Origin of the sequence: Rhodoferax saidenbachensis (genome assembly GCF_031457975.1) — a bacterium.
Classification (GTDB): Bacteria; Pseudomonadota; Gammaproteobacteria; order Burkholderiales; family Burkholderiaceae_C; genus Allorhodoferax; species Allorhodoferax saidenbachensis_A.
This window is the reverse complement of sequence record NZ_JAVDXO010000005.1, coordinates 92,345-115,184: the sequence shown is the minus strand read 5'-3', so window position 1 is coordinate 115,184 and position 22,840 is coordinate 92,345. Positions and strand designations below refer to the sequence as shown.

17 protein-coding genes are annotated in these 22,840 nt (G+C 64.9%); 12 read left to right on the top strand and 5 right to left on the bottom strand.

The features are described 5' to 3' along the window. Positions 1-16: 16 nt before the first annotated feature. Entirely contained in the window at positions 17-2,731 is a 2,715-nt protein-coding gene (gene glnE / locus J2X15_RS12290) for a bifunctional [glutamate--ammonia ligase]-adenylyl-L-tyrosine phosphorylase/[glutamate--ammonia-ligase] adenylyltransferase (protein WP_310343229.1), read from the bottom strand. A 26-nt stretch (positions 2,732-2,757) separates the two neighbouring features. On the opposite strand from glnE, the gene J2X15_RS12285 reads away from it, so the two are divergent. Beyond that, complete coding sequence (locus J2X15_RS12285; RefSeq protein ID WP_310343228.1) at positions 2,758-6,819, top strand: YhdP family protein; 4,062 nt, start codon at positions 2,758-2,760, stop codon at positions 6,817-6,819. Between the two features lie 35 nt (positions 6,820-6,854). Then, positions 6,855-7,670: a carbon-nitrogen hydrolase family protein gene (locus J2X15_RS12280; RefSeq protein WP_310343226.1), complete on the top strand. Its 816-nt coding sequence runs from the start codon at positions 6,855-6,857 to the stop codon at positions 7,668-7,670. Positions 7,671-7,727: 57 nt separating this feature from the next. On the opposite strand, the gene J2X15_RS12275 is transcribed toward J2X15_RS12280, so the two are convergent. After that, entirely contained in the window at positions 7,728-7,883 is a 156-nt protein-coding gene (locus J2X15_RS12275) for a hypothetical protein (RefSeq protein WP_310343224.1), read from the bottom strand. On the opposite strand from J2X15_RS12275, the gene mltA reads away from it, so the two are divergent. After that, a complete protein-coding gene (gene mltA, locus J2X15_RS12270; protein WP_310343222.1) occupies positions 7,816-9,015 on the top strand; it encodes a murein transglycosylase A in 1,200 nt (399 codons plus the stop codon). The two genes, J2X15_RS12275 and mltA, sit on opposite strands and share 68 nt — an antisense overlap. 59 nt (positions 9,016-9,074) lie before the next feature. Next, positions 9,075-10,028 carry a chemotaxis protein gene (locus tag J2X15_RS12265; protein WP_310343219.1) on the top strand — a complete coding sequence of 318 codons (954 nt, stop codon included), beginning with the start codon at positions 9,075-9,077 and terminating at the stop codon, positions 10,026-10,028. Between the two features lie 43 nt (positions 10,029-10,071). Here J2X15_RS12265 and J2X15_RS12260 read toward each other — a convergent pair whose 3' ends face one another. Next, positions 10,072-11,100 carry a LysR substrate-binding domain-containing protein gene (locus J2X15_RS12260; protein WP_310343217.1) on the bottom strand — a complete coding sequence of 343 codons (1,029 nt, stop codon included), beginning with the start codon at positions 11,098-11,100 and terminating at the stop codon, positions 10,072-10,074. Between the two features lie 188 nt (positions 11,101-11,288). Here J2X15_RS12260 and J2X15_RS12255 point away from each other — a divergent pair, with 188 nt between their 5' ends. The 8 genes from J2X15_RS12255 to J2X15_RS12220 all read left to right on the top strand — a co-directional run bounded on the left by J2X15_RS12255 (position 11,289) and on the right by J2X15_RS12220 (position 21,203). Then, on the top strand, positions 11,289-13,394 hold the full coding sequence (locus J2X15_RS12255; protein ID WP_310343214.1) for a bifunctional rhamnulose-1-phosphate aldolase/short-chain dehydrogenase: 2,106 nt from the start codon (positions 11,289-11,291) through the stop codon (positions 13,392-13,394). A gap of 24 nt (positions 13,395-13,418) precedes the next feature. After that, positions 13,419-14,708, top strand: a complete 1,290-nt coding sequence (gene rhaI / locus J2X15_RS12250) for an L-rhamnose catabolism isomerase (RefSeq protein ID WP_310343212.1) — start codon at positions 13,419-13,421, stop codon at positions 14,706-14,708. A 133-nt stretch (positions 14,709-14,841) separates the two neighbouring features. After that, entirely contained in the window at positions 14,842-15,834 is a 993-nt protein-coding gene (gene rhaS / locus J2X15_RS12245; RefSeq protein WP_310343210.1) for a rhamnose ABC transporter substrate-binding protein, read from the top strand. 105 nt (positions 15,835-15,939) lie between these two features. Further along, the gene (locus J2X15_RS12240; RefSeq protein ID WP_310343208.1) at positions 15,940-17,484 is read left to right on the top strand and encodes a sugar ABC transporter ATP-binding protein; all 1,545 of its coding nucleotides are present in this window, start codon (positions 15,940-15,942) and stop codon (positions 17,482-17,484) included. Continuing rightward, the gene (locus J2X15_RS12235) at positions 17,481-18,488 is read left to right on the top strand and encodes an ABC transporter permease (protein WP_310343207.1); all 1,008 of its coding nucleotides are present in this window, start codon (positions 17,481-17,483) and stop codon (positions 18,486-18,488) included. Before J2X15_RS12240 ends, J2X15_RS12235 begins: the two co-directional genes overlap by 4 nt. Then, complete coding sequence (locus J2X15_RS12230; protein ID WP_310343205.1) at positions 18,485-19,447, top strand: ABC transporter permease; 963 nt, start codon at positions 18,485-18,487, stop codon at positions 19,445-19,447. Before J2X15_RS12235 ends, J2X15_RS12230 begins: the two co-directional genes overlap by 4 nt. Further along, on the top strand, positions 19,444-19,773 hold the full coding sequence (rhaM, locus tag J2X15_RS12225) for an L-rhamnose mutarotase (protein WP_310343202.1): 330 nt from the start codon (positions 19,444-19,446) through the stop codon (positions 19,771-19,773). Before J2X15_RS12230 ends, rhaM begins: the two co-directional genes overlap by 4 nt. 11 nt (positions 19,774-19,784) lie before the next feature. Continuing rightward, positions 19,785-21,203: an L-fuculose kinase gene (locus J2X15_RS12220; RefSeq protein WP_310343199.1), complete on the top strand. Its 1,419-nt coding sequence runs from the start codon at positions 19,785-19,787 to the stop codon at positions 21,201-21,203. Positions 21,204-21,582: 379 nt separating this feature from the next. Here the strand turns inward: J2X15_RS12220 and J2X15_RS12215 are convergent, their stop codons facing one another. Both J2X15_RS12215 and J2X15_RS12210 read right to left on the bottom strand, forming a co-directional pair. Then, a complete protein-coding gene (locus tag J2X15_RS12215; RefSeq protein ID WP_310343197.1) occupies positions 21,583-22,215 on the bottom strand; it encodes a hypothetical protein in 633 nt (210 codons plus the stop codon). Next, on the bottom strand, positions 22,212-22,724 hold the full coding sequence (locus tag J2X15_RS12210; protein ID WP_310343195.1) for an Lrp/AsnC family transcriptional regulator: 513 nt from the start codon (positions 22,722-22,724) through the stop codon (positions 22,212-22,214). The genes J2X15_RS12215 and J2X15_RS12210 overlap by 4 nt, the downstream gene beginning before the upstream one ends. Between the last annotated feature and the right edge of the window lie 116 nt (positions 22,725-22,840).

Sequence of the window (22,840 nt, the reverse complement as noted above, 5' to 3'; positions counted from 1 at the left end):
TAGGGGTCTGAAAGGCTTATAGGCTGCCGAACGCCGCCGCCCACAGTGCCAGGCCGGCGGCACGCTCTTGCTGCACCGCTGCTTCGTCCACCTGGGTGGGCTCTTCGTTCAGCCGGGCCTTGTGCTGGATCTGGCGCAGCACCCGGTAGGCCTGGGCCGCGTTTTCCCCCACGGGCGCAGGCAGCAGGCCGCAGGCCTGGGCGCGCAGCAGCAGGGCGATGTTGCCCACGTTGTCCAGCAGCTCGGGGTGGTCGCAACCTTGTGACAGCACCAGAAACTGCACCGCAAACTCGATGTCCACCATGCCGCCGGGGCTGTGCTTCACGTCAAACTGTGCACCCTTGACGGGGTGGGCGCTGCGCACCTTCTCGCGCATGCTGCCAATCTCCTGGCGCAGCCCCGCCTCTTCGCGCACCGCACCAATCACGGCGGCACGCACCGCGTCAAAGCGGGCCTGCAGCGCCGGTGTGCCCAGCACGCAGCGGGCACGTGTCATGGCCTGGTGTTCCCAGGTCCAGGCGGTGTTGCTGCCGCGCTGCTGCTGGTAGTTGGCATAGGCGTCAAAGCTGGTCACCAGCAGGCCGGAGTTGCCGTTGGGCCGCAGCGCGGTGTCGATCTCGTAGAGGTCACTCTCGCCGGTTTTCACGGTCAGCCAGTTGATGAGCTTGCGCACCAGCGCGGCGTAGACCTCGCCGGCGCGCTCGTCGGCGTCGTCGTAGACAAACACAATGTCCAGGTCCGAGCCGTAGCCCAATTCCTTGCCGCCCAGCTTGCCGTAGGCAATGATGGAAAACTGGTGGTCGGGGCGGTGGCGGTTCTTCAGCCGCTCCCAGCACCAGCGGGTGGTGATGCGCAGCACGCTCTCGGCCAGCGCGCTCAGGTCGTCGGCCACCTGCTCCACGGTCAGCACGCCCTCCACATCGCGCGCCAGTGTGCGGAACACCTCGGCATGGTGGGCGCGGCGCAGCAGGTTCAGCAGGGCCTCATCGTCGTCCTCGGCGCTGCCCTGCAGCGAAGCCATGCGGCGCTCCAGGTCTTGCTCGAAGGCCGTAGCGTCAAAGCGCTCTTCCAGAATGGCGTTGCTGGCCAGTTCGTCAATCACGCCGGGGTGCTTGAGCAGGTAGCGCGCGGGCCAGCGTGCGGCGCCCAGCATGCGCAACAGGCGCTGGTGCACCTTGGGGCGCTCCAGCAGCATGGCCAGGTAGCTCTCGCGGCGCAGCAGCGGCTCCATCCAGTCCACCAGGCGCACGGCGGCGTCTTCGGCCACGCGGCCTTCGGCCAGCCACTGGCCGGTGCGCAGCACCAGGCGGCCCAGGCGCGCCCGCGATTCTTCTTTCAGGGCCAGCACGCGCGGGTGCTCGCGCCAAGAGGCCACGCGCTCCTTGAAAAGCCCTTGCAGCAGCTCCAGCACCGTGTCCAGATCGCTGGGCGTGGCGGCTGCGCCCTTGCCGCTGCAGCTGCCGCGGCATTCCGAGGGGGCGCCGCCCAGCAGGGCGTCAAACTCCTGCGCCACTAGCTCGCGGTGCAGGTCCAGCGTTTGCAGCAGGGCGCAGCCGTCGTGCAGGCCCAGGGTGTTGGCAATCCAGCGCAGGTCGGTCTCGTCGGTGGGCAGCACATGGGTTTGCTGGTCGTCCAGGTACTGGATGCGGTGCTCCACCAGGCGCAAAAACACATAGGCCTGGGCCAGGCCGTCGGCCGTGGCCTGCGGCATCAGCCCGGCCACCACCAGACGCTGCAGCGCGCTCACGGTGGGGCGGGTGCGCAGCTCGGGGTATTGGCCGCCGCGCACCACCTGCAGCAGCTGCACGGTGAATTCAATTTCACGAATACCGCCGCGCGACAGCTTCACATCGTTGCTGCGCTCGGGGCGGCCCGCGCTGCGCTTGGAGGCGTGGTCGCGGATCTGGCGGTGCAGGCCGCGCAGCGAGTCGAACACGTTGTAGTCCAGGTAGCGGCGGAACACAAAGGGCACGACTACGCCGCGCAGCTGCTGCGCGCAGCTGGAGCCAATGGCCTGCTGTGGCGCCACCACCCGGCTTTTTAGCCAGGCAAAGCGCTCCCACTCGCGGCCCTGCACGTGGAAGTACTCCTCCAGCGCGCCCAGCGACACGGCGGGCGGGCCCGAGTTGCCATTGGGGCGCAGCGCCAGGTCCACGCGGAACACAAAGCCGTGTTCGGTGGTGTCTCCCACCATCGCATAGATGGCCTTGACCATCTTGGCAAAAAATTCCTGGTTCGAGATGCGGCCCCGGCCCTCGGCATTACCCGTGGTGTCGCCGTCCTGGTCGTAGATGTAGATCAGGTCAATGTCGCTGGAGACATTGAGTTCGCGTGCGCCCAGCTTGCCCATGCCGATGATGCACAGTTGGCACAACTCGCCTTGCGGGGTCAGGGGTGTGCCGTGGATGGTCTGCAGGGCGGCAAAGCTCTCGTGGTAGGCCACTTCCAGGGCCCACTCGGCCAGTTCGGTCATCAACCGGGTCACGCTGGTCAGGTCGGCCTGGCCGCCGCAATCGAGCTCTACCAGGCGTTCCAGCACCAGCTGGCGCGTGATGCGCAGCGCGGTGGCGGCATCGGGTTGTTGTGCGCGCAGGGCCTGGTACAGCGCCTGTAGCGCGGCACGGTCAGGTACCCCGGGGGGAAGCAAGGAGAGTTGTGCCTCGTAACGGCGCCGAATGCGCTGGCCAAAGCGGGAGCCCTCCAACCAGGGGGAAGACTCAATGCGGGTCATAATTCCTGACATAGTCCCGATGCACGATGAATGATTTGACACCTGTCCCTTCGCCTTGGCTCAAAGCGCTTGCAGTGAGCGCGAAATGGGCGCTTCGCTTGCTTGCGTCAGCATGGATAGCGATGGTCTTGGTGTGGGGGGGATTGCATTTTCTGATTGTGCCGCGAATTGGCGAACTCCGCCCGTGGCTGGAGCAACGGGCCTCCACGGTGCTGGGTGTCACCGTGCGCATCGGTGCCATCGACACCAAATCCAATGGCCTGATTCCCTCGGTCGAGCTGACCGATGTGCGCCTGCTGGACCCGCAGGGGCGCGAGGCTTTGCGGCTGCCCTCTGTTATCGCGGCGCTGTCGCCCCACTCGCTATTGAACCTCGGGTTTGAGCAGCTGTATGTGGACGGCGCCGTGCTGGACATCCGCCGCGCGGCCGACGGCCAGGTCTGGATTGCCGGGCTGCCACTGCCTGCCAGCGATACCCATGACACGACCGCGACCGACTGGGTGTTTTCGCAGACCGAGGTGGCGCTGCGCCACGGCACTGTGCGCTGGACCGACGAGTTGCGCGGCGCTCCGCCGCTGGCGCTCACCAATGTGGATGTGGTGCTGCGCAACCGCCTGCACACCCATTCCATGCGCCTGGACGCCGACCCGCCCGCGCAATGGGGCCAGCGGCTCAGCGTGATGGGCGTATTCAAGCAGCCCCTGCTCTCGGCCGATGCGGGCGATTGGCGCGCCTGGACCGGCCAGCTGTACGCCAACCTCCCGCAGACCGATGTGTCGCTGTTGCGCCCCTATGCCGATGTGGGCGTGGACGTGGCCAAGGGCGTGGGCAGCCTGCGCGTGTGGGCCGATGTGGCGCGCGGCGACGTTCTCGGGGCCACGGCCGATGTGCTGCTGCGCGACGTGGAGGCCACGGTGGACCCCAAGCTGGGCGCGTTGAACCTGACCCGTGTGGCCGGGCGCCTGGGCGCGCGGCGCCTGGACGGAGGTTTTGAGGTGTCCACCGAGTCTCTGGCCTTTGACACCCAGGACGGCTTGCACTGGCCCGGTGGCAATGTGCGGCTGGCCCTGTTTGCAGCTGGCGCCAAGACCCCAGCCCGCGGTGAGTTTTCGGCCGACCGGTTGGACCTGGCGGCCATGGGCGAGATTGCCAAACGCCTGCCGCTGGATGAAGCCTTGCGCGCGCAGATGGGCTACTACAGCCCGCAGGGCCTGGTGGAGAGCCTGCAGGCCAGCTGGCAGGGCACGCCTGAGCAGCCCAGTGTCTATGCGGCCAAGGGGCGGGTGGTGCGCCTAGCACTCAATGCGGGCACGCTGAACGGCGTGCAGACCCAGGGCTTCCGTGGTGCCGACCTGGACTTTGACCTGAACCAGCTGGGTGGCAAAGCCAGTGTGGCCATGCACAAGGGCGAGCTGGACCTGCTGGGCCTGATGGACGAGCCCCTGGTCGCGGTGGACGAGCTCAGCGCCGCGGTGGAGTGGACGCGCAAGGGCGACGACTTGAAGGTGAGCATTTCCAACCTGCATTTCAGCAACGCCGATGGCCAGGCCGATCTGCAGGTGAAATGGCAAACCGCCGACCCCGGCCCGGTGGCCGGCAAGCCCCACAGCCGCTACCCCGGTGTGCTGGACCTGCAGGGCACGGCCAGCCAGGTGGTGGGCACGCGGCTGTACCGCTACCTGCCCAACGTCATCGAAAAAGACGTGCGCACCTACCTGCAAACCGCCATCGTGGGTGGCGTGGCCAATGGGGTGAAGTTCAAGGTCAAGGGCGACCTGGCCAAGTTCCCCTTCACCGATGCCAAGCAGGGCGATTTCCGCATTTCTGGCAATGTGCAAAACGCGAGCTTTGCGTTCGCCCCAGCGTTCCTGTTGCCCAAGGACAGCCTGCCTTGGCCGGTGCTGTCGCAGCTCTCGGGCGAGCTGGTGATCGACCACGAAACCCTGCAGGTCAATGGTGCCAAGGGCGGCTTTGCCAACAGCGCGGGCCTGCGCATCACCAAGGCCGATGCCACCATCAGCCACCTGTTCCAGGGCGCCACGCTGGCCGTGAATGGCGAGGCCACAGGCCCCGTGGCGGAGGTGTTGGGCATTGTGAATAGCTCGCCGCTGGGCGGCATGCTGGGCGGGGCGCTGGCCAAGGCCTCGGCCACCGGCAATGCGGACTACCGACTCAAACTGGGCGTTCCGCTCACCGATGTGAACCGCACCACGGTGCAGGGCCAGGTGACGCTGGCCGGCAACGATCTGCAAATCACCGCCGACACCCCGCGCCTGACGCGTGCGCGCGGCACGCTGGCCTTTACCGAATCGGGCTTCTCCGTTAGCGGTACCCAGGCCCGTGCGCTGGGCGGCGATGTGCGCATTGAGGGCGGTCTGAACATGCACAGCACGCCGCCCGTGCCAGGCTCTACGCGCGTGGCCGCTGCACCGGTACTGCGTATGCAGGGCACCGTTACCTCCGAGGGACTGCGCCAAGCCAAGGAACTGGGTCTGGCCACGCGCCTGGCCGGTTATGCCAACGGCAGCACGTCGTACACCGCGGTGCTGGGCCTGCGCAGCGGCGTGCCCGAGCTGCAGATCAGCAGCCCGCTGACCGGCATGGCCCTGAGCCTGCCAGTACCGTTTGCCAAGACGGCTGAAGCCACACTGCCGGTGCGCCTGGAGACTGCCTTGCTGCGCACCCCACAAGTCGCGGGCGCGCCGGTGCGCTTGCAAGACCAGCTGCAGCTCACCGTGGGCACCCTGGCCTCGGTGATTTACCAGCGAGACATTTCGGGTGCCGACGCACGCGTGCTGCGCGGCGCCATCGCGGTGGGGTTGGCGGCGGACGAATCTGCGCCCCTGCCCGATGAGGGCGTGGTGGCCAACCTGAACGTGTCCGGTGTGGACCTGGATGCCTGGACCGAGGTGTTGTCCCGTTCCACCGGCGAGAGCCCGGCCAGCGGCCCGGCGACGCCTGGCGCGTCGGCCTTCATGGGGTACATGCCTACGGTGATGGCGGTGCGCGCACGGGAACTGCGGCTGTCGGGCCGCAAGCTCAACAACGTGGTGGTTGGCGGCGGGCGCGACGGCCTGGTGTGGCGCGCCAACGTGGATGCCACCGAGCTCAGCGGCTACCTGGAATACCGCCAGCCCACCGGTAGCAATGCCGGGCGCCTGTATGCCCGCCTGGCCCGCCTGGCCGTGGGCCAGAGCACGGCGCAGGATGTGGAAAATCTGCTCGACGAGCAGCCCACCACCATCCCGGCGCTGGACATTGAGGTGGAAGACTTCGACCTGCGGGGCAAGAAGCTGGGGCATGTGGACATCGAAGCGGTGAACCTGGGCACCGCGGGCGCACGCGAATGGCGGCTGAACCGCTTCAACATCCAGACCCCCGAGGCCACCCTGACCGCCAGCGGCAACTGGGCCAATATGAACAGCGCAGCTGGAGCAGGCCGCAGTGCACGCGAACGCCGTCGCACCGTACTGAATTTCAAGCTCGACATCAACGATGCGGGCGAGCTCTTGAACCGTTTCGGCATGACCGGCGTGGTGCGCCGCGGCAAGGGCAAGATCGAGGGCCATGTGGCCTGGCTGGGCTCGCCCATCACCCTGGACTACCCCAGCCTGGCGGGCAACTTCAATGTGAATGTGGAGACCGGCCAGTTCCTCAAGGCCGATCCTGGGATTGCCAAGCTGCTGGGTGTGCTGAGCCTGCAGTCGCTGCCGCGCCGCCTGACGCTGGATTTTCGCGATGTGTTCAGCGAAGGCTTTGCGTTTGACTTCTTCCGCGGCGACATCGCCATTGAGCAGGGCATTGCGCGCACCACCAACTTGCAGATGAAGGGCGTGAACGCCGCTGTGCTGATGGACGGTCAGGCCGACATTGCCAAGGAGACGCAAAACCTGCGCGTGGTGGTGGTGCCCGAGATCAACGCGGGCAGCGCCTCGGTGATCGCTAGCATCATCAACCCCGTGGTGGGGCTGAGCACCTTTTTGGCCCAGCTGATTTTGCGTGGGCCGCTTGTCAACGCGGCGACCCAAGAGTTCACGGTGGATGGGACCTGGCTGGAGCCGCGGGTGACCAAGGTGGAGCGCCGTTAGGGTGCATGTGTTGTGTTGATAGCAGGAGGTGAGAGATGAAAGTTGCTGCCATTCAGATGGTGTCGTCCGGTGTGCTGGCCGACAACCTGGACCATGCGGGCGTGTTGCTGGCCCAGGCCGCCCAGGCCGGTGCCGAGCTGGCCGTGTTGCCCGAGTACTTTTGCCTGATCGGCCAGCGCGACGCGGACAAACTGGCGATCCAGGAAGGCTATGGCAGCGGCCCCATCCAGGACTTTTTGGCGCAGACGGCGCGTTCCCTCGGAATCTGGATTGTGGCTGGCACCCTGCCGTTGCGGGGAGACCAGCCGGACCGTGTATTCAACAGCTCCCTGGCTTACAACCCGCAGGGCCTGTGTGTGGCGCGTTACAACAAGATCCACCTGTTTCGCTACGACAACGGGGTGGAGAGCTACGACGAGTCGCGCGTGCTGGAGCGTGGCAGCACCCCCACCGTGTTTGCATTGCCGTCGCGTGACGGCCACACTTGGCAGGTGGGCATGAGCGTGTGCTATGACATGCGTTTCCCCGAGCTGTACCGCGCCTATGCCCAGCAGGGCGTGGATTTGATCTTGGCGCCCAGCGCCTTCACCCACACCACGGGCCAGGCGCACTGGGAGGTGCTGCTGCGGGCCCGCGCCATTGAGAACCTGTCGTTCGTGGCCGCGGCGGCCCAGGGCGGCGTACACCCCAGTGGGCGGCGCACCTGGGGGCAGACGCTGCTGGTCGACCCCTGGGGCAAGGTGCTGGCCGAGCAGGCGCAAGGCCCGGGGGTGGTGGTGGCCGAGTTGGACTACGCGCACCTGCAGCAGTGCCGGGCGCAGCTGCCGTCCCTGCAGCACCGCGTGTTGTAATGCAAATTGCTATTAAAAAAGGAGCTGCTTGCGCATATTCTGCGGGGGCTAGAGCCTTTATTGAGCCTTATCCTGCGGTGACGCGTCAGTGGACTTCTCTTCTGGGTGGGTGCCAGGCAGTTCACCGCCTTGGCGGCCCGAGAACATGGTCCACCAGATGATGGCGACAAAAATCAGCCCGGCTCCCAGGGCTTCCAGTAGTAGCAATGTCATGGTTCGTGTCCTGGCGTGGTGCGCAATGGCCGCCATTGTAGGAATGCTGGCGGCCTGTGGCAGTGTGCCTCTGCAGGAGCCCACGCCGGTCGAGACGCCGCGCGGTGCGGCGCCGCCAGCGGCCGCGGTGGTGCCAGGCACCTTGGCCCAGCCGCGCGCACGCTGGGTGCCCGTGCCGTGGGCCGAACTTCCAGGCTGGGGCCAGGACAACCTGTTCGAGGCCTGGAACGCCTGGATCAAAAGCTGCGAGAAGCCGCAGGCCCCGCTGGCGTCCCTGTGTTCCGAAGTGCGGCGCCTGAGCATTGGCACCCCCGACGAGCAACGCGCCTGGGTGCAGCAGCGCCTGCAGCCCTACCGCGTGGAGACCTTGCAGGGCGAGGCCACCGGCCTGTTGACCAGCTACTTTGAGCCCGTGATTGAGGCCAGCCGCGTGCCGACGGCCGCCTTTACGGTGCCGCTGTACCAGCCGCCGGCCACGCTGGCCCAGCGCAAGCCTTGGTACACACGGCAGGAAATCGACACCCTACCCGAGGCGCAGGCCGCGCTCAAAGGCCGGGCCCTGGCTTACATGGCCGACCCGGTCGATGCCCTGGTGCTGCAGATCCAGGGCTCGGGCCGCGTGCGCATCACCCAGGCCGATGGCAGCCAGCGCTGGGTACGCCTGGCTTACGCCGGCACCAACGACCAGCCCTACCGCAGCGTAGGCCGCTGGCTGCTGGACCAGGGGCTGGTCAAGGACGCGTCCTGGCCCGGCATCAAGGCCTGGCTGGCGCAGAACCCGGGGCGCCAGCAGGAGCTGCTGTGGAGCAACCCGCGCGTGGTGTTTTTCAAGGAAGAAACTCTCTCGGATCTGGAGGCCGGCTTTGGCCCCCGTGGTGCCCAAGGCGTGGCGTTGACGCCGGGCCGATCCATTGCGGTAGACCCCGGCAGCATTCCCTATGGCACGCCGGTGTGGCTGGCCTCGCCCGGGCCGCAAACCAGCCTGCAAAAACTGGTACTGGCGCAGGACACGGGCAGCGCCATTGCCGGTGCCGTGCGGGCCGACTATTTCGCTGGCTGGGGCGCCGAGGCCGGCGACCTAGCCGGCCGTTTGCGCCAGCCGCTGCAGATGTGGGTGCTCTGGCCGAAATAGGCCGGATGGCGTTACCATGGCGGCACATCAACATTGAAGCCTTCAACAGGACGGACCCCATGAGCAAAGAGATGCGCGAGATTGACGAGCGAACCAACCTGGCTGCCAACAGCATGTTTGAACTGCTGCTGTTTCGCTTGGGTGAGGCCGCCAACAGCGCCGAGCGCCGCGAGCTGTTTGGCATCAACGTCTTCAAGGTGCGAGAGATCCTGGTGATGCCCGAGATCACCGCCATGGTGAATTCGCCCCCCGAGGTCATGGGCGTGGCCAATATCCGCGGCCAGATGATCACCGTCATCAACCTGCCCATGGTGGTGGGTTGCAAGCCCACCAAGGGCTTGGGCATCCTGCTGGTAACCGAGTTTGCACGCACCACCCAGGCGTTTGCCGTGGAAGAGGTCAACGAGATCGTGCGCCTGGAATGGAAGCATGTGCTCTCGGCCGAGAACTCGGGCGGCGGGTTGGTGACCAGCATTGCACGCCTGGACGGTGCCGCCGAAAACACCCGCCTGGCTCAGGTGCTGGATGTGGAACAGATTCTGCGTGATGTGCTGCCCAAGGAAGTCAGCATGGAAGATGTCAAGGGGGTTCCGAAGGTGCGTTTGGACCCCGGCCAGGTCATTCTGGCGGCCGACGATTCGGCCGTGGCCCGCATGATGATCGAGAAGGGTTTCAAGTCCATGGACGTGCCCTACATCATGACCAAAACCGGCAAGGAGGCCTGGGAGCGTTTGCATACCCTGCACGCCGCCGCTACCGCCGAGGGCAAGCACATCAAGGACAAGGTGGCGTTGGTCTTGACCGACCTGGAAATGCCCGAGATGGACGGCTTCACGTTGACCCGCAACATCAAGCAGGATGGCCGCTTCAACCAGATCCCCGTCATCATCCACTCATCGCTCACCGGCTCCACCAACGAAAGCCATGTGAAGAGCGTGGGCGCCGATGCCTACATCGCCAAGTTTGTGGAAGAAGAACTGGCCGCGACGATTCGCGACGTGCTGCACCGCTAAGCGGCGCTTGGCGAGATGTAAAAAGGGGCCTGGCGGCCCCTTTCTACATGCGACATTGCACCAGCCGCGAACCGTGTTCCAGTACAAATTCGCGGAAGGCGCCATTCACGCCGCTGAGCGCGGAGTCGCGCCTGTGCAGCAGGCACCAGTCCAGCATCTTGGGCATGTCTTCCATGTGCAGCACGGCGAGCTTGCCCGCCTCGATCTCCACCTGGAAAGTGTGGGCCGACAGAAAGCTGATGCCCATGCCCGCCATCACCGCCTGCTTGATGGTCTCGTTACCCGACAGCTCCATGGTCACGCGCACCGGCAGCGACTGGGCCTGCAGCAGGTGGTCAAAAAATTGCCGTGTGGCTGAGCCGGGTTCGCGAAAGATGAAGGGCTCGTCGCGCAGCGCATCCCAGTGGATGCGACGTTTCTTGGCCAGCGGGTGGTTAGCCGCCGCCACCACACAGTGCGGGTTTTGTGCAAAGGTTTCGGCCTCTACATCGGCCTCCGACGGCGGGTAGCCTGCAATGGCCACATCGAGCTGGTGGTCCTGCAGCATGGCCAGAATGGTTTCGCGCCGGTCTACCGTCAGCTTGAACTTCACACCTGGCCAGTGCTCGGCAAACGCCATCAACAGCACGGGCGCAAAGTAGTGCGCCGAGGACACCACGCCCAGGTGCAGCAGGCCACCAACGCCGCCCTCGGTGTCGTGGAAGGCACCGAGGGCTTCTTCGGCCATGGTCACCTGGTTCAGGATGCGCCGCGCCTGGCGCAGCATCTCTTCGCCAGCCTGGCTCAGACTCACTTTTTTGCCGGCTTTCACCAGCAGCTGCAGGCCCAGCTCAGCTTCCAACTGCTGCACCTGCATGGACACGGCGGGCTGGGTCACACTCATCTGTTCGGCCGCGCGCGAGTAGCTCAGCTGCGTGGCCACGGCCTCAAACAGGCGCAGCTGGCGCAGCGTCAGATTCTTGAGCCGGTGGTCGCGTTTGCTGCTCTGCGGCTCGGATGCGGGGGTAGGACTTGTGCGGGATTTCCCTAGGGCTTTGCGTGTTGGTGCAGGGGCGGGAGATCGGGTTTTCATCGGTGTTTTCCCTAGGGATTCAACGGGTAGCCGCCCTGTGCCACCGGGGCGACGGGGGGCGTGTGCATGGGCCGGATCGCATTCTAGTGATCTATCAGGTTTTTTGATGCATTTGATAAAAAAGTCTGCGTTGTGCCTATAGCTCATGCTGTCTACAGTCACTCCAATTCCTCGTAACTGCACCGCACATGACCACTCGCTCCCAACCCGTCCCATTTCCTGTCTGGAACCAGGACCACGCCGCCAAGCTGGACGCCGCCAATCTGCTGCTGTACCGCTCCAACCTGCTGGGCTCCGACCTGCGCATCACCAACTACGGCGGTGGCAACACCTCCGCCAAGATCACCCAAAAGGACCCGCTGACCGGCAAAGACGTGTCGGTGCTGTGGGTCAAGGGTTCGGGTGGTGATGTGGGCTCCATGAAGCTGGACGGCTTCTCCACGCTCTACATGGACAAGCTCAACGCGCTGCAAGGCATTTACCGCGGCTCCGACTTTGAAGACGAGATGGTGGGCTACCTGCCGCACTGCACCTTCAACCTGAACCCGCGCGCTGCCAGCATCGACACACCGCTGCACGCCTACTTGCAGTTTGCGCATGTGGACCACATGCACCCCGATTCGGTCATCGCCATTGCGGCCATGGCCCACAGCGAAGCCATCACCAAGGAAGCCTTTGGCGGCACCATTGGCTGGTTGCCCTGGCGCCGTCCCGGCTACGAGCTGGGCCTGCAACTGCAACGCTACGTCGCCGCCCACCCCGGCCTCAAGGGCTTGGTGCTCGGTGGCCACGGCCTCTTCACCTGGGGTGACGATTCCCGCAGCTGCTACGAGAACACCGTGGCCGTGATCGAGCAGGCGCAGACGTGGTTGGCCGAACAGGCCCAGGCCCGCAAGGCCGTGCCCTTCGGTGGCGCCAAGGTCAACGCGCTGGATGTGGCGGCGCAAGACGAGGTCCTGGCTCGCGTGCTGCCCGTGTTGCGTGGTCAGGCCTCGCAAAGCGGCCACAAGCTCTTGCATGTGGATCGCCAGCCCGTGGTCATGGAGTTTGTGAACAGCCAGCAGCTCGAAACGCTGGCAGCCCTGGGCACTTCCTGCCCCGATCACTTCCTGCGCACCAAGATCAAGCCGTTGATCCTGGACGAATCGGTCTACCAGTTGGAAGGTGCCGAGCTATCCAAGGCCATTGCCGCCAAGCTGGCTGACTACCGCGCCGACTACACCGCCTACTACGAGCGCTGCAAGCGCGCCAACAGCCCGGCGTTGCGCGACCCCAATCCCGTCATCATCCTGCTGCCCCGCATCGGCATGGTGGCCATCGCCAAGGACAAGGCCACGGCCCGCATTGCCGGTGAGTTCTATGTGAACGCCATCAACGTGATGCGCGACGCCAACGCCATCGACACCTATGTGGGTCTGCCTGAACAGGAAGCGTTTGACATCGAGTACTGGCTGCTCGAAGAAGCCAAGCTGCAGCGCATGCCCAAAGCCAAACCCCTGGTGGGCAAGGTGGCGCTGGTCACCGGTGGCGCCGGTGGCATTGGCCGCGCGATTGTGGAGCGCCAGCTGCAAGAGGGTGTGTGCGCTGTGCTGCTGGACATTGATGTCGCCGCATTGGAATCCACCGTGGCCGAACTCTCCAAGAAGTTTGGCAAGGACGTGGTGCGCGGCGTGGTGTGTGATGTGACCAGCGAAGAGTCTGTCATCGCGGCGTATGCCCAGGCCGCCATCGAATACGGTGGCGTGGACATTCTGGTGTCCAACGCCGGAATTGCCTCTGCTGCGCCGCTGGAAGACACCACGCTGGCGCTGTGGAACCGCAACCAGAGCATTTTGGCCACGGGTTATTTCCTGGTCGGCCGTGAAGCCTTCCGCCTCATGAAGGCGCAGGCCGTGGGCGGCTCCATGGTCTTCATTGCCAGCAAGAACGGCATGGTGGCCAGCAACCAGGCCGTGGCCTACTGCGCCGCCAAGGCGGCCGAGATACAACTGTCGCGCAGCTTTGCACTCGAAGGCGCGCCGTTGGGTATCCGCTGCAACGTGGTGAACCCCGACGCCGTGATCCGCGGCAGCAAAATCTGGACCGGCACCTGGAGCCAGGAACGTGCTGCGGCCAACAAGGTGAGTGAGGAAGAACTCGAAGCCTTTTACCGCGACCGCTCCATGCTCAAGCGCAGCGTTTTCCCCGAAGACATTGCCGAGGCCACCTACTTTTTGGCCAGCGAACTCGCGGCCAAATCCACCGGCAACATCCTCAACGTGGACGCCGGCAACCTGGCTGCCTTCCCACGCTAAGACCACACGCATTCGAGACACACCATGACACAACAGATCAATACCGGACTGATCGCCGACCACAATGCCCAGGCCGCAGCGCGCGTGAACCTGGACTACGAAACCCTGGGCGAGCAACTGGCCCGCCGCGGCGTGGACATCGCCGTCCTCAAGGCGGACGTGGCGAAGTTCGCCGTGGCCGTGCCCAGCTGGGGCGTGGGCACCGGCGGCACCCGGTTTGCGCGTTTTCCCGGCCTGGGCGAACCGCGCCATGTGTTCGACAAGATCCAGGACTGCGGCGTGATCCAGCAGCTGGTGCGCTGCACGCCCACCGTGTCGCCCCACTTCCCCTGGGACAAGGTGAGTGACTACAAGGAGCTGCGTCAGCACGCAGAGGCGAATGGCGTGGGCTTTGACGCCGTCAACTCCAACACCTTCTCCGACCAGAAAGACCAGCCACTGTCGTACAAGTTTGGCAGCCTGACCCATGCCGACGCTGGCGTACGCGCCCAAGCCGTGGCCCACAACCTGGAATGCATCGAGATCGGCAAGCAGCTCGGCAGCAAGGCGCTGACCGTGTGGATTGGCGACGGTGCCAACTTCCCGGGCCAAAGCCACTTCCGCCGCCAGTTTGAGCGTTACCTGGACAGCAACCGTCAGATTTATGACGCACTCCCCGCCGACTGGCGCATGTTCCTCGAACACAAAATGTTCGAACCTGCGTTCTACGCCACGGTGATCCAGGACTGGGGCTCCAGCCTGTTGGCCGCCCAGACCCTGGGCCCCAAGGCACGCTGCCTGGTGGACCTGGGCCACCACGCGCCCAATACCAACATCGAGATGATCGTGGCGCGCCTGGTGCATGCCCAAAAGCTGGCCGGCTTCCACTTCAACGACAGCAAGTACGGCGACGACGATCTGGACAGCGGCAGCATCAACCCCTTCCAGCTGTTCCTGGTGTTCAACGAACTGGTGGACGCTGCACAAACCGGCGCGGCCGAGTTTGACCCGGCCTACATGCTGGACCAGTCGCACAACGTGACCGACCCCATCGAGAGCCTGATGACCAGCGCCGTGACCGTGCAGCGTTGCTATGCCCAGGCCCTGCTGGTGGACCGCAAGGCACTGACCGCCTACCAGGACAGCAACGATGTGCTGATGGCCGCCCAGACCCTGAAGCAGGCCTTCCACACCGATGTGACGCCCCTGCTGCAAAAGATTCGTATGGATGCGGGCGGCGCTGCCGACCCTGTGGCCGCCTACCGCGCCAGCGGCTACCGCAAACAGATGGCGGCCATCCGCCCTGCCAGCGGCCCCAGCAGCGGCATCGTTTAAGTGCCATTGCCCATGTGCAACGGTGCCTTCCCCATCGAACCCGGTTCACGCCGCCAGCCCCTGGTGTGTGCAGTCGGTATCGAGACCGGCCTTAGTGCCAATTTTTCCCACTAACAATTCCAGGAGACAACGCATGAAGAAACAACTCAAAACCCTGCTGACCATTGCCTTGAGCGCGGCGCTGGTCACACCCGCGTTTGCGGCGGACAAGATCGCCCTCGTGGTGAAGAGCCTGGGCAACGGCTTCTTTGACGCCGCCAACCAAGGTGCGCAAGAAGCCGCCAAGGAACTCAAGAACATCGAGATCATTTACACCGGCCCCGCCAAGGCGACTGCCGAAGGTCAGATAGAAATCGTGAACTCGCTGATCGCGCAAAAGGTCTCCGCCATCGTGATTTCTGCCAACGACCCCGACGCCCTGGCCCCCGTGCTCAAGCGCGCCATGGACCGCGGCATCAAGGTCATTTCGTTTGACTCCGGCGTGCGCAAAGACGGCCGCCTCATGCACCTGAACCCTTCCAGCAACCCGCTGATCGGCGAAAAGCTGGTGAAGATGACGGCGGACGCCATCGGCTCCACCGGTGAAGTGGCCGTGCTGTCCGCCACCGCCCAGGCCACCAACCAAAACATCTGGATCGAGGAAGCCAAGAAGGTGCTGGCCCAGCCCGCCTATAAGGGCCTGAAGCTGGTCAGCGTGGTCTACGGTGACGACCAGACCGACAAGAGCTACCGCGAAGCCCAAGGCCTGTTCAAGAGCTACCCCAATCTGAAGGCCATCATCGCTCCCACCACCGTGGGTGTGGCGGCAGCGGCCAAGGCCGTTCAGGATGAAAAGATGGTCGGGAAAATCTTCGTGACCGGCTTGGGTCTGCCCTCTGAAATGGCTGGCCACGTGAAGAGCGGTGCGGTCAAGTCCTTCGCGATCTGGAACCCCATCGACCTGGGCTACTCCTCCATCTACGCGGCCAGCCAGTTCATCTCTGGCAAGGTCACTGGCAAGGCGGGTGACAAGGTGTCTCTGGGTCGCGTTGGTACCGTGACGCTGGACGACAAGGGCGAAGCCGCCATGTCCGAGCCTTTCACGTACGATGCCTCCAACGTCGAGAAGTTCGCGAAGTTTTTCTAATGAGGCGGCGTGTGCCTGCGCCCCTCGGCGCAGGCCACTGAGGTCGACGGGGCAACCCTGCCTGGTTGGGGTGGCCCCATTTTTTTGGAATGTTGGATTCTCATCATGTCTGATGTATTGCTGAGCCTGCGGACCATCCACAAGCGCTATGGCGCAACCCATGCGCTACGCGGGGTGGACCTGGATTTGCGGGCCGGAGAAGTGCTGGCCCTGGTGGGCGAGAACGGCGCGGGCAAGTCCACGCTGGTCAAGATGCTCACCGGCGTGGTGCCGGTGGACGAAGGCGTGATCACGCTCAACGGCGTGGTGCAAAGTTTTGCTAACGCCCAGGCCTCGCAGGCCGCGGGCATCCTGGCGGTGCACCAGGAAACGGTGATGTTCGAAGAACTCAGCGTGGCCGAAAACATCTACGTAGGGCGCCACCTGATGCACGGCCCCTTTATCGACTGGTCGGCGATGAACACGCAGGCACAGTTGGTGTTGGACCAGATCGGTGCGCGCTTCAAGGCCACCACGCTGGTGAAAGACCTGAGCCTGGCCGAGCGGCATCTGGTGGAAATTGCGCGGGCCCTGTCACAAAAGGCGCTGGTGGTCATTCTGGATGAGCCCACCGCCGCCCTGTCGCAGGCCGAGATCCGCGACTTCTACGGCATCGTGCGCCAGTTGCGCGACCAGGGCGTGGGCGTGATCTTCATCACCCACAAGTTCGACGAAATTTTTGCGGTAGCCGACCGCTACGTGGTGCTGCGCGACGGCGCTGCCGTGGGCAGCGGCGCGATTGCCGATGCGACCGAGCAGGAGCTGGTCAAGCTCATGGCCGGGCGCGCCATTGACCAGATCTACCCGCACATCGCCTCCACCCCCGGCGAGGTGGTGATGACGGTGAAAAACCTGTCGCACCCCACCGAATTCAACAACGTCGCCTTCGAGCTGCGCCGCGGCGAGATTTTGGGCTTCTACGGCCTGGTGGGCTCGGGCCGCAGCGAGGCCATGCTGGCCATCATGGGCCTGAACCCCGCGGCACGTGGCGAGTTTGTGGTGTGCGGCCAGACGCTGCATGCCCGCCGCCCCGGCGACGCGATTGCGGCTGGCATTGCCTATGTGCCCGAAGAGCGCCAGCGCCAGGGCGGCATTCTGGGCTTCTCGGTAGAGCACAACATCAGCCTGGCCGGGCTCTCCCGCTTTGCGCGCGGCGTGTGGCTGTCCAAGGTGCGCGAGTCGGCGCTGTGTCAGCGCATGATCGAACGCCTGCGCATCAAGACCCATTCACCTGACACGCTGTTGTCGGGCCTGTCGGGCGGCAACCAGCAAAAGGTGGTGATCGCCAAGTGGCTGGGGCTGGACCCGCGCATCGTGATTCTGGATGAGCCCACCAAGGGCATCGACGTGGGCGCCAAGCAGGCTGTCTACCAGCTCATTGCCGAGATGGTGGAGCAGGGCTTGGCCGTGATTCTGGTGTCCAGCGAACTGCCCGAGGTGATGCACCTGGCGCACCGCACTATCGTGATGCGCCGTGGCGTGCAAGTGGCGGAATTTGACCGTGCCAACGCGCACGCAGAACAGATCGTGGCCGCGGCCTCGGGCCTGACCGCTGTGCCGGTGCCCCGTGTGGCCGAACCCGCAACGGCGCAGGAGGCGCTTGCAGCATGACATCCCTGAAATCGATACGGCGCGAATGGCTGCTCTTGGCCATCATCGTCGCCATTGCGCTGGCCGTGGGGGCCCGTGCGCCCGTGTTTTTGACCTGGCGCAATGGCATGGACATTGCCAACGACTCGGCCATCCTCGCCATCCTCGTCATGGGCCAGATGCTGGTGCTGTTGACGCGCGGCATTGACCTGTCGGTCGCGTCCAACCTGGCGCTCACCGGCATGGTGTGCGCCCTGATTGGCAAGGCCTGGCCTGGCGCATCGGTACCCGTGTTGCTGGTGTTGGCCTTGGGCGTAGGTGCCTTGCTGGGTGCCGTGAATGGCTGGCTCATCACGCGCTTTGAACTGCCACCCATTGTGGTGACGCTGGGTACCTTGTCGGCCTACCGTGGCGCCATCTTTGTGGCCAGCAAGGGCGCCTGGGTCTCCGACCAGGACATCCATGAAGTAATCAAAGGTTTGCCACGCGAAGTGTGGCTGGGCCTGCCAGCCCTGGTGTGGTTTGCCATGGCCGTGCTGGTGCTGACGGCCGTCTTCCTGAAGCTTCGCCGCGAAGGCCGCGAGATCTACGCACTGGGCGGCAACCCGCATGCGGCAGCCTACGTGGGCATCTCGGCCCGCAAGAGCCTCATGATGGTCTACACGCTGTCGGGCATGCTGGCCGGCCTGGCCGGGCTGCTGTGGGTGGGGCGCTACTCCATTGCCTATACCGAGCTGGCCGCGGGCTATGAGCTGACCGTGGTGGCGGCCTGCGTGATTGGTGGTGTGAGCATCGGCGGTGGCGTGGGCTCAGTCTTGGGCGCGGCACTGGGCGTACTGTTCATTGGCGTGGTCAACGGCGCGCTGCCGGTGATCCAGGTCTCGCCGTTCTGGCAGCAAGCAATTGCGGGTGCCGTGATTTTGATTTCGGTGACGGTGAACGCCCGTGCCGAGCGGCGCGCAGGGCGCCAGATTCTGGAACACAAGGCGACAACACATACAACCTCGCAAGGAGTCGCAGCATGAAGGCCTGGAACACATGGGAGCGGGTGCTGTTGGCCCTTCTGGTTTTGCTGTTGGTGGTGTTCGGGTTTGCGCAGCCGGGTTTCATGACGCCCGACGCACTGGCCGACAGCACGTTCAACTTCAGCGAGAAAGGCATCCTTGCGCTGGCGCTGGCCTTGCTCATCATCACCGGTGAGATTGACCTGTCCATCGCCGCCATCTTGGCCCTCAGTTCGCTGGCCATGGGCTACGCGATGAAGGCCGGTGCCGGCCCGCTGGGCATGACGCTGGCGGCCTTCGTGACGGGCGGTGTGGCCGGTGCTGTGAATGGTGTGCTGGTCACGCGCTACAAGTTGCCCTCCATCGTGGTCACCATCGGCACCTTGTCGCTGTACCGCGGCCTGGCCATGGTGGCGCTGGGCGACCAGGCCATCTCGGGCTACCCCGAGGTGTTCTCCACCTTGGGCAACAGCTATGTGGGCGAGGTGGTCGGCGTGCGCTGGCTCATCATCCCGATCGAATTTGCCATTCTGCTGGTGGGTGCCATCGCGGTGGGCGTCACGCTGCACCGCACGGTGCTGGGCCGCCGCCTGTATGCCATTGGCGCCAACCCCGTGGCCGCGCGCTTCTCGGGTATCGAGGCGGACCGGTATCGCATGGCCCTGTTTGTGTTTGCCGGGCTGATGGCGGCGTTGGCCGCGGTCATGCTGACCGGCCGCATTGGCAGCACCCGCCCCAACATTGCGATGGGCTGGGAGCTAGACGCCATCACGATGGTGATCCTGGGTGGCGTAGCGATTGAAGGTGGCCGCGGCAGCATTGTGGGCACCATGCTGGCCGTGCTGTTGCTGGGCCTGTTCACTTTCGCCATGGGCATGGCCAATGTGACCGGTATCGTGATGAGCATGGTGATTGGCGCACTGCTCATCGTCTCCATGGTGTTGCCGCGTTTGCTCAAGCGCCAGGGAGCGCATGTATGAGTGCAGCATCCACGGAGAAGTACGCGTTCCGTATGTTCCTGAATCCCGGCTGCGTGGCGGAGTACAAAAAACGCCATGACGCAATTTGGCCCGAGCTGTCCGCCTTGCTCAAGGACGCGGGCGTCAGCGACTACAGCATCTACCTGTACGAGGAGCACCACGTGCTGTTTGCCGTGCTGCGTCGCACGGTGGGCCACACCATGGACGCGCTGCCGAACCACCCGGTAATGCAGCGTTGGTGGGCCTATATGGCCGACATCATGCGCGCCAACCCCGATGGTTCCCCGGTAGCCGAGCCGCTGCCTTGCCTGTTCCACATGGAGTGAGGGCGGTGGCCGTGAACGATGCATTGACGCTGGTGATCGACATTGGCAAGAGCCACGCCAAGCTGCTGATGGTGGATGCGCAGGGCTCGGTGGTGGAGCGCCATGGGCGCGACAACGCCAGCGTGCCCTCGCCCCTAGGCTACCCCGCGCTGGATGTGCACGGTCTGGAAGACTGGATGGCGCAGACCCTGCGCGCATCTACCCATACCGCACGCTGTCGCCGCGCCATTGCCTCCACCCACGGCGCCGCGCTGGTGGCGCTGGGCGATGAGGGCCTGGCATGGGCTCCGGTGGACTACGAATTTGATGGCCTGGCGCAGCATCCCCTGTTGGCCCAGGCCTTTGATGCTGCGGCCGATGGCTTTGCGCAGACCCTGTCGCCCGACCTGCCCGCGGGCCTGAACGCCGCGCGCCAGCTTTGTTATGTGCAAAACCTGCACCCTGAGGCCTGGCGGCGTACGCGCTGTCTGTTGCCCTACGCGCAGTACTGGGCCTGGCGCCTGTGCGGTGAGCGGGCTAGCGAGGTCTCATCGCTGGGCTGCCACACACATCTGTGGCGCCCGCAGGAAGGTGGCTTCTCGGCGCTGGCGCAGGCCAAGGGCTGGTCTGCCTTGTTTGCGCCGTTGCGCTCTGCCTGGGAAGTGCTGGGCACCGTGAGCCCTGATATTGCCGAGGCCTGGGGCTTGCCCGCGCACTGCCAGGTGCATGTGGGCGTGCACGACAGTAATGCCTGCCTGGCGCGCTACCTGGATGCGTCTGCGGACCAAGCGTCCGCACTGACCGTGGTGTCGTCCGGCACCTGGACCGTGCTCATGGCGCCCGGCGCGCCCACGGCCAGCCTGCAAGCCGAACGCGACATGCTGGCCAATGTGGATGTGCTGGGCCGCGCCACGCCCACGGCCCGCTTTATGGGTGGGCGCGAATTTGCCGCGCTGCTGGACGGCGCCGCGCCCGATGCGGGCACGTTGGCGGATGTGCAGACTCTGGTGGACTCCGGCACCTTGGCCACGCCCTCGTTTGCCGAGCACGGTGGCCCGTTTATGGGGCGGCAGGGGCAAATCATGCGCGGAGGTCAGCCGCTTGCGGAGGCCTTGCCTGCCAGCCAGCGTGCTGCACTGGCTGCGCTGTATTGCGCGCAGACCACGGCGTGGTTGGTCGATCGCTTGTGGGACGGCGTCGACCTGTCGCGCACCGTGGTGCTGGAAGGGCCGTTGGCCCACAACCCGCTGTACCTGGCGTTGTTGCAGGCGCTGCTGCCGCAGGCGCGGTGTCTGGCCAGCCATGATGCGATGGAGGGCACGGCGCGAGGGGCTTGGCTGTTGTCGCGTTGGGGCAGTTCTGTTGTGTCTGAATTAGCGCCTTTGCAGGCTGCCCGGGTGTCGGGTTTGCAGGCCTACCATGCTCGGTGGTTGGCTGCGTTGTCGGTTTAAGTGGCTTTGTTTTTTAACACCCACTCCCCCAGCCCCTCGCCCCGTCGGCGAGGGGAGCCTTTAACAGCCGTATTTGGTTGCTTCGCGCCGAATACGGGCTACTTACGGTAGGTTGCCACTGCTACTTCACGCAACGGCCCGTGCCAACGGTTGTGGAACTTCGCAGAGAGCAGTGCACCCCGGCTGGCGGCTGCACCCGCCAGTGGCTCCGCGCCAACATCTTTGCTGTCACCCCCAACGCAGGCTTGCGCCGTGGAGATAAATAACCGCTCTAAAGCACCGCACGTAGCTACTCAGCCGACGCGACACAACAAGATATGGCTGTTAAGGCTCCCCTCGCCGACGGGGCGAGGGGCTGGGGGAGTGGGTGTTAAAGAACCTAACGCACCGAAACCCTAACCTGCACCTCAGTCCGCACGAGTCCACTCTGCCGCTGCCCCCCAGTCAACCCGCTTTCACTGGACTGCGAACTCTGCTCCGACTCCCCCACCGTCGTCCACTCATCCAGCGGCAGCGCCAACACGCTGCTGGCGCTGGATGAGGCCACGACGCCGGGAATTGCGTTCCCAGACCGCAGTGCCTGCTGCGCCGCCAGTTCCAGCTCCACCAGCGTGCCGCCGTCCCAGCGTGGCGTGGCGCTAAAACCCGTGCCGGCTTCCAGCAGCACCGTGCCCACGGTAGTGACCACACGGCCATTGCGCACAAAGCCCTGCAGCAGGCGGATGGGCGTGGTGGTTTGCAGGCCCAGACGCACCGGCCGGCCGTTCAGCACCAGCGCCTGCTGCGTGGCCGAGCCGCTGTTGCGCGACTGGTTCATTTGCACGCCACCCCGGTTGCCCAGCTCGACGCCGGCGCGCTGGCTGTCGTCGGACTGCACTTGGCGCACCTCGATGAGCAGGTTGCGCAGCGGCAGCGATGTCGAGTTTGCTATCGAATCAGGAGCTGCTTGCGCATATTCGACGCGGGCTAGAGGCCAGAATGATGCAAAAACCAGGGCGTGGCGGCGGTTCATGGGCGGCTCCGGGATGGGGTGGTGGCGGTGGGCTGGGGCTGCAGATGGCCCAGCGGCAGGGCGCTGCTGGCCTTCACCTCGCCCAGCGAAAAGCTGGTATGCACGTCTTTCACGTTGGGCAGGTTGATCAGCACCTCGCGCGCGAACTGGCTGAAGGTGTTGAGGTCGCGGCTCACCACCTGCAGCTCGAAGGTGCCGGTGCCGCTGATGTAGTGACAGCTGATGACCTCGGGGATCTGGCGGATGGCTTCTTCCAGCGCGTGCAGCACGTCGCCGCTGTTGCGGTTGGCGTCCAGCCGAACAAAGGCCAGCACGCCCAGGCCCATCTTCTGGCGGTTGATCTCGGCGCGGTAGCCGGTGATGAAGCCGCTTTCCTCCAGCGCCTTGACGCGGCGCCAGCAGGGCGCGGCACTCAGGCCCACGCGGTTGGCCAGCTCGGCGTTGCTCAGGCGCCCATCGTTTTGCAGTTCGTTCAGGATGGCGAGGTCAAATCGGTCAAGTGTTTCCATAAATAGCATTATGGAGAAAGATTCGTTCTTTGAAAGCCCTAATGAGGGCAAAGAACGCAAAGACATATCCGCCTTGCAGGCATACACTTTGCCGCAGCTATAACGGAGACAAGCAC